This window comes from Burkholderia sp. Ac-20392, from assembly GCF_017104585.1.
Lineage (GTDB): Bacteria > Pseudomonadota > Gammaproteobacteria > Burkholderiales > Burkholderiaceae > Burkholderia > Burkholderia lata.
Genome location: NZ_JAAGPB010000463.1, coordinates 1 through 6,437 on the forward strand (window position 1 = coordinate 1; position 6,437 = coordinate 6,437).

At 69.8% G+C, this 6,437-nt stretch carries 4 protein-coding genes; 1 reads left to right on the forward strand and 3 read right to left on the reverse strand.

Annotated features, from left to right (window positions below; translation table 11 throughout):
• A partial coding sequence (locus tag G3N99_RS32010; RefSeq protein ID WP_206124379.1) for a non-ribosomal peptide synthetase occupies nucleotides 1-2,615 on the reverse strand: 2,615 nt, incomplete at its 3' end.
• Nucleotides 2,616-2,886: 271 nt separating this feature from the next.
• Here G3N99_RS32010 and G3N99_RS32015 point away from each other — a divergent pair.
• Nucleotides 2,887-4,632 (forward strand): cyclic peptide export ABC transporter, encoded by a 1,746-nt coding sequence (locus tag G3N99_RS32015; RefSeq protein WP_174934184.1) that lies wholly within the window; start codon nucleotides 2,887-2,889, stop codon nucleotides 4,630-4,632.
• Between the two features lie 311 nt (nucleotides 4,633-4,943).
• Here the strand turns inward: G3N99_RS32015 and G3N99_RS32020 are convergent, their stop codons facing one another.
• Entirely contained in the window at nucleotides 4,944-5,981 is a 1,038-nt protein-coding gene (locus tag G3N99_RS32020; protein WP_206124380.1) for an iron-siderophore ABC transporter substrate-binding protein, read from the reverse strand.
• On the reverse strand, nucleotides 5,978-6,437 hold a 460-nt coding region (fhuF, locus tag G3N99_RS32025; protein ID WP_206124381.1), incomplete at its 5' end, for a siderophore-iron reductase FhuF. The genes fhuF and G3N99_RS32020, both read right to left, overlap by 4 nt.

The window sequence follows — 6,437 nt, forward strand, 5'->3', positions numbered from 1 at the left end:
TCCTGCGCGTCGCGCGCGAGTCGCCGCACGTCGGCCGCGACCGCGTCGGACAGCCGCACCGACACGCGCGCGCCTTGCAGCGTGCGTGTGGCGCCCGGCTGACGATCGACCGGCAGCGCGAGCGGGCCCGGCACGTCTTGCAATGCGCCGCGCCAGTAGTCGAGTTGACGTTCGCCCTCGCCGCCGGCCAGCATGTCGCGTTGCCAGTCCGCATAGTCGGCGTACTGGATCGGCAATTCGGGCAGCGACGGCTCGCGGCCTTCGGCATACCCGCGATAGGCGGCCGACAGTTCATCGAACGCGCAGCGCGAGCTCCAGCCGTCGGTGATCGCGTGATGGGCGGTCAGCAGCAGGCGGTGTCGGTCATCGGCGAGCGCGACCAGCGTCGCGCGCAGCAACGGGCCGCGTGCGAGGTCGAACGGTTCGGCCGCATCGCGCTCGGCGAGACGCGCGGCTTGCGCGTCGCGGGCGGCAGGCGGCTGGTCGCGCAGGTCGATGTCGACGATCGACACCGGCAGACGCGCATGAATGCGCTGCATCACGATGCCGTCGTCGTTGTCGACGAGCGTCGTGCGCCACGCTTCGTGGCGGCCGATCACGTGATCGAGCGCGCGCTGCAACGCAGCGCGATCGAGCGTGCCGTCGATCGTCCAGTGCGCGGCGATGTGATATGCGGCGCTCGCATCACGCGTTTGTGCGAGCACCCAGAAACGTTGCTGCGCGAGCGATGCGGCGCGATCGACGTGCGGCTCGTCCGATACGGCCGCTTCGGCCGGCGCGCGGCGTGCGGAAATGGCAGCCAGCGGTTCGCCGGTTTCGCGCTCCGCACGATCGACCGCTTCGGCCAGTTCGAAGAGCGCCGGATCGGCGAACAGCGTATCGAGCCGCAGGTTCACCCGTACTGCCGCGCGAATCGCGGCCTGCAACTGCATCGCGGCGAGCGAATCGGCGCCCAGCGCGAAGAAACGGTCGTCACGCGACGGCGTGACGTCGAGGCCGAGCAGCGTCTGCCAGAGGCCGGCGAGCTGCTGTTCGGTCGGCGTGCGCGGGGCGTCGCCGCTGCCTTGCGCGGTGTCGCGCGTGGCAGCGATCTTCTCGCGCAGCGCGGCACGGTCGATCTTGCCGTTCAGCGTGTACGGCAGCGCATCACAGCGCACGAACCGATGCGGCTGCCATGCAGCCGGCAGTTGCGCCGCCACGTGTGCTTTCAGCGCCGCATCATCGGCTGCTGCACGCAGCGCGACGCACGCGATCAGCCGCGTCGGCCCGTTGCCGGTTTCGGCAACTACGGCCGCATCAGCGACGGCCGGATGCGAACGCAGGCACGCGGCGATCTCGGCGGGCTCCACGCGCACGCCGCGCACCTGGACCTGATCGTCGAGGCGGCCGAGGTAGTCGAATGCGCCGTCGTCGCGCAGCCGTGCGAGGTCGCCCGTGCGGTACACGCGCGCACCGGGTTCGCCGTCGGCATCGGGAATGAAACGTTCGGCCGTCAGCGCCGGACGGCCGTGATAGCCGCGCGCGACGCAAACGCCACCCAGCAGCAGCTCACCCACACCGTCGACTTCGCTGCCGTCGACACGCGCGACGCGCGGCCCGATCACGCGGCCGATCGGCAACGACGCATACGCATCATCGGCGGCCAGCACGGGCGTCTCGCCCGGCTCGACCGGCCACAGCATCGGCGAAATGACGGCCTCGGTCGGCCCGTAGCCGTTGATTAGGCGCACCGACGGGAACGTGCCGCGCACGAATTCGAATGCCTGCTGCGGCAGCGCTTCGCCGCCGAACGCGAGCACGCGCAGTGCCGGCGGCACGCCGTCGCGCGCGGCCACTGCCGCGAATTCGCGCAGGTACGCGGGCGGGAACGCGGCCACATTGATCGCTTCACTCACCAGCAGCGCATGCGCGGCATCCGGCGCAAACGGTTGCGGCGGCGCCACGACGATGCTCGCCCCCGTCGCGAGCGGCGCGAGCCAGCATTCATGCGCGGCGTCGAAATTGACCGACGCGAAATGCAGCAGGCGGTCGCCCGCCTCGATCGGCAGCGCGGCAGCGAGCGCGTCGCAATGCGCGGCAAGCGGCCCGTGTTCGACGACGACCGCCTTCGGCGTGCCGGTCGAACCTGACGTATAGATCATGTAGGCGGCCGAACGCGGGTGGACGGCCACCACCTCTTCATCGGCTGCAATATCCTGCCCGTCCGCCGCGCCGGCTTCCGCTTCCACATCAAACGCGTGTTCGAACGGCTTGCCGAGCGCCGCACGACCGGCAGCGTCGACGATCCCGTGCCGCAACTGCGCATCCTGGACGATCCAGTCGAGGCGCGCGGCCGGGTGACGCGGATCGAGCGGCACGAACACGCCGCCCGCCTTCAGCACGGCCAGCAGCGCGACGAACAGTTCGCCCGAGCGCTCGACGCACACGCCCACCCGCACTTCCGCGCCGACGCCGGCCGCGCGCAGTTGCCGGGCCAGCCGCGACGCCCGCGCGTCGAGCGCGCCGCGCGACAGGCGCAAGTCATTCTGGAAAGGGACCGCGATGGCGGGTGCGTCGGGCGCGAGGCGCGCCAGTTCGCGGATTCGGTAGTGCAGCGCAGTCGGGAAACTCGTCATGTGCGTGAAGTCCTTCGGTCCGGCCGCTTCGGCCAAGTCTCGGGGCCGCTTGGGGCGGCTTCACTGGTGTGACGAACGGCGCGGCCGATTTTTTACCGTTTTGTGCTCAAAGCCCGTGCGAACGCTTTTTTGAACGCGCCGCTAAATATTTGCGCGGCCCGTTCGTCTATCAGGGAGGAAAGCCGGAACGGGGCCCCGCCTCGCCCGCCGCTTTCACGTCAGTTTTGCCGTTTCCGCGTTTTCGCTAGCCTTCCCTTTACCGACGTTGCCGATGACAGCCGCCCACGAGCCTTCTTCCCCGCCGTCCCTCGACGCCTCCCCCGGCCGCCCCGCGGCGCGCCTGATCCTTGCGCTGTTGCGCGAAAGCCGCGCGTCACTCGTGCTGGCGCTCACCGCGTGCGTATTGAACGGCGTCGCGAGCGTGCTGCTCGTCGCGACGCTGAACCGAGCGCTTTCCCAACCGGGCGCGGCCGACGCGTCGCTCGCGTGGCGCTTCGCGCTGTGCGCAGTGATCGCGCTCGTCACGCGGATCGTGTCGGGCACGCTGTTCGCGCGCCTGTCGCAGGACACGATGGCACGGCTGCGCGTGCATCTCGCGCGGCGCGTCGGCGCGGCCGAACTGCGCGACATCGAGCGGATCGGCGCGGCGCCCGTGCAGTCGGTGCTGACCGACGACGCCACCAACGTGTCGATGCTGTTCTTCGCGCTGCCGAACCTGGTCATGCACGGCTCGATCGTGTTCGGCTGCCTCGGCTACCTCGCGTGGCTGTCGTGGCCGGTGTGCCTGCTCGCGCTGGCCGCGATCATCGCCGGCTCGCTCGGCTATCACACCGGCGACCGCCGCGCGATCGCATCGCTCGAAGCGGCCGGCCAGGCGCAGGACCGCCTGTTCGGCTATCTCGGCTCGCTGTTTTCCGGCGCGAAGGAGCTGAAGCTGCACGATGAGCGCGCTCGCCAGTTCGTCGACGGCCAGCTCGGCGCCGCGATCGGCGAGGTGCGCGACCACCGCCGCCGCGCGTTCAGCGCGTACGCGGTGGGGGTCGGCTGGATCATCTTCCTGTTCTACGTGTTCCTCGGCATCGCGTCGTTCTGGCCGCAGCTCGGCGTGCATGCCGATCCGGCCGCGGCCGCCGGCTACGTCGTCGTGTTCCTGTTCATGCTCGTGCCGCTCGACGGGCTGCTGAACAACCTGCCGACCGTCAATGCGGCCCGCGTGTCGCTCACGCGGATCGAAGGCGTGATGGCCGAATTCGGCGCGCTGCGCACGGTGCCGCCCGCAGCCGATGCACCCGACGTGCCGCCGGCCGGCGCCGTCACGCTGCGCGGCGTCACGCATGCGTACTTCCACGAGCGCGACGAACGGATGTTCAGCATCGGGCCGATCAACCTGACGATCCAGCCGGGCGAGCTCGTGTTCATCGTCGGCGGCAACGGCAGCGGCAAGACGACGCTGGCGAAGGTGCTGACGGGGCTCTACGAGCCGGAAGAAGGCACGATCGAGGTCGATGGCCGCACGATCGGCTGGCGCGAGCGCGCCGCATACCGGCAGCGCTTCAGCGCGGTGTTCAACGATTTCCACCTGTTCGATGCACTGCTCGGCATCGTCGATCCCGACGATCCGTCCCGCGCGCAGGCCGATGCACGTGCGAACGCGCTCGTCGCGAAGCTCGCGCTCGATCACAAGGTGAAGGTGGTGGACGGCGCATTCTCGACCCGCGCACTGTCGACCGGGCAGCGCAAGCGGCTCGCACTCGTCGTCGCGTACCTGGAGGACCGGCCGTTCTACCTGTTCGACGAATGGGCGGCCGACCAGGACCCGTCGTTCAAGGCCGTGTTCTACGAGCAACTGCTGCCCGAGCTGCGTGCGCGCGGCAAGGCCGTGATCGTGATCACGCACGACGATCGCTACTTCGATCTCGCCGACCGCTTGCTGAAGCTCGACAACGGGCGCATCGTCAGCGACACGACGCCGGCCAGGTCGCACGCGCAGAATGGTGTCGACGCGCTGAGCGCGTAATTCGACCATCGATGGAAAAAATCGCCGACGCGCTGCCATGGCAGTGCGTCGGCGATTTTCGTTTCAGGAGGCAATGTGGCTGGCGCGTAGCGCGATCGCAGAACGCCTCGGGCGATTCACCGCGAATCCTGCGCACATGCCGCGGCCGACGTCGGCGAGCACGCTGCCCGACCGCAGCGCATCGCATCGAGCGCGACCGCCGGCCATGCGGCCAGGTCGAGCCGGATCGCCGCGCGGCGCGCGCAGGCCAACCGCACCGCCCTGCCCGTCGAAGTCGAAGCGGCGTCATCCGCCGATCGACCGCCGCGCACTCAACGCACGGCCGGCAGCTTCAGCATCGTATCGGTCATCACGTCGGCCAGTTTCAGCGCCGACATCGGCCCGCCGAACCCCCAGATATTGCGTTCGATGAGCGCGATCCGGTGTTCCTTCATCGCGGGCACGAAGCGCCACACCGGCGAATCGAGTTTCGCGGACAGCGGCACCTCCATCCCCGACGCGGTCACGAACAGCACGGCCAGCTCGCGCTGCCTGAGCAAATCGGCGGACGTCACGTACAGCGTGCCTTCCCGCGTCGGCTTGGTCGGCCACGAATCGAGCCCGAGCGCGCGTGCAAGACCCGCCGACGCGCTGTTGCCCGTATAGGCCCAGTAGCGGTCGGGCAAGCCGAGATCCTGCAGCAGCGCGACGCGTTCGCCCTTTCGGCCCGCGGCCGCGAGCCTCGCCGCATTGCGCGCGATGCCCGCATCGAGTTGCGCATCGACCGCCTGCGCACGCGCGTCGCGCCCCGTCACCGCACCGATCGTCCGGAAGATCTGCCGCATCCAGTCGAGCTGCGTGACCGGTACGCCGCCATCGGACACGTTCGGGCTGAACTGGAACAGGATCGTCGGCGCGATCCGGTCGAGCGCATCGAAAATCGGCGCATGGCGGAAACCGACGCCGATGATCAGGTCGGGCTTGACCGCCGCGATCGCCTCGAGCCCCGGCTCCTGGCGCGAACCGATATCGGTCACGTTCGCGAGCCGGTCGCTTTGATAGCCGAGCCAGCCCGGATAGAACGCGGTATCGGCCATCCCGACCGGCACGAGGTCGAGCGCAATCACGCTTTCCGCGAACATGAAATCGAGCGCGACCACGCGTTGCGGCCGCACCGGCATCGTCGCGCTCGCCTGCGACACGACGGGATTGCCGGCCAGCGACACCGCGCCCGGCACACGCACGCCCTGCGCGCGATGCGCATCGAGGGTCGCGGCAACGGCGCGGGACGACGGGGAAAGCGCACCGCAGCACGCGGCACCGAGCGCCGCGAGTGCGCCGAGCGCATGCCGGCGGCCGGCATCCGTCACCGGATCGCGTCCTGCTCGGCCAGCGCCGCGTCGTCCATCGTCAGTAGCAGGGGGCAGCTTCCACACAGTTGCGTTTCTCCAGGAATTTCATAGCGCAGGCAGCACACGCGGCGCGCGCGAAACGGCGTCGGCAGCAGCGCCGAGCGCGGCACGGCATCGCGCACGGGCACACGCAGCGGATTCGGTTCGCCGTGCACGCAGCTCGAACCGAACAGCCAGTCCGCATCGCGGACGGGATCGGCGGCGCATGGCAGCGAACGATATGTTTCGAGCAGATAGTCGAGCAGGTTGCCCGCGTTGCTCCACAGCACGCGCGGCGTGACGCGGCCCATCGCCGCGAGCAGGTCGATCACCGCGCCGAGATGCGCGATGAGTCCCGCATAGCGGGGCGCCGGGTCGTCGCACGGTGCGCCGAGCGCATCGTGCGGGAAGTACAGCGCGGCGGGCATCCCGTCG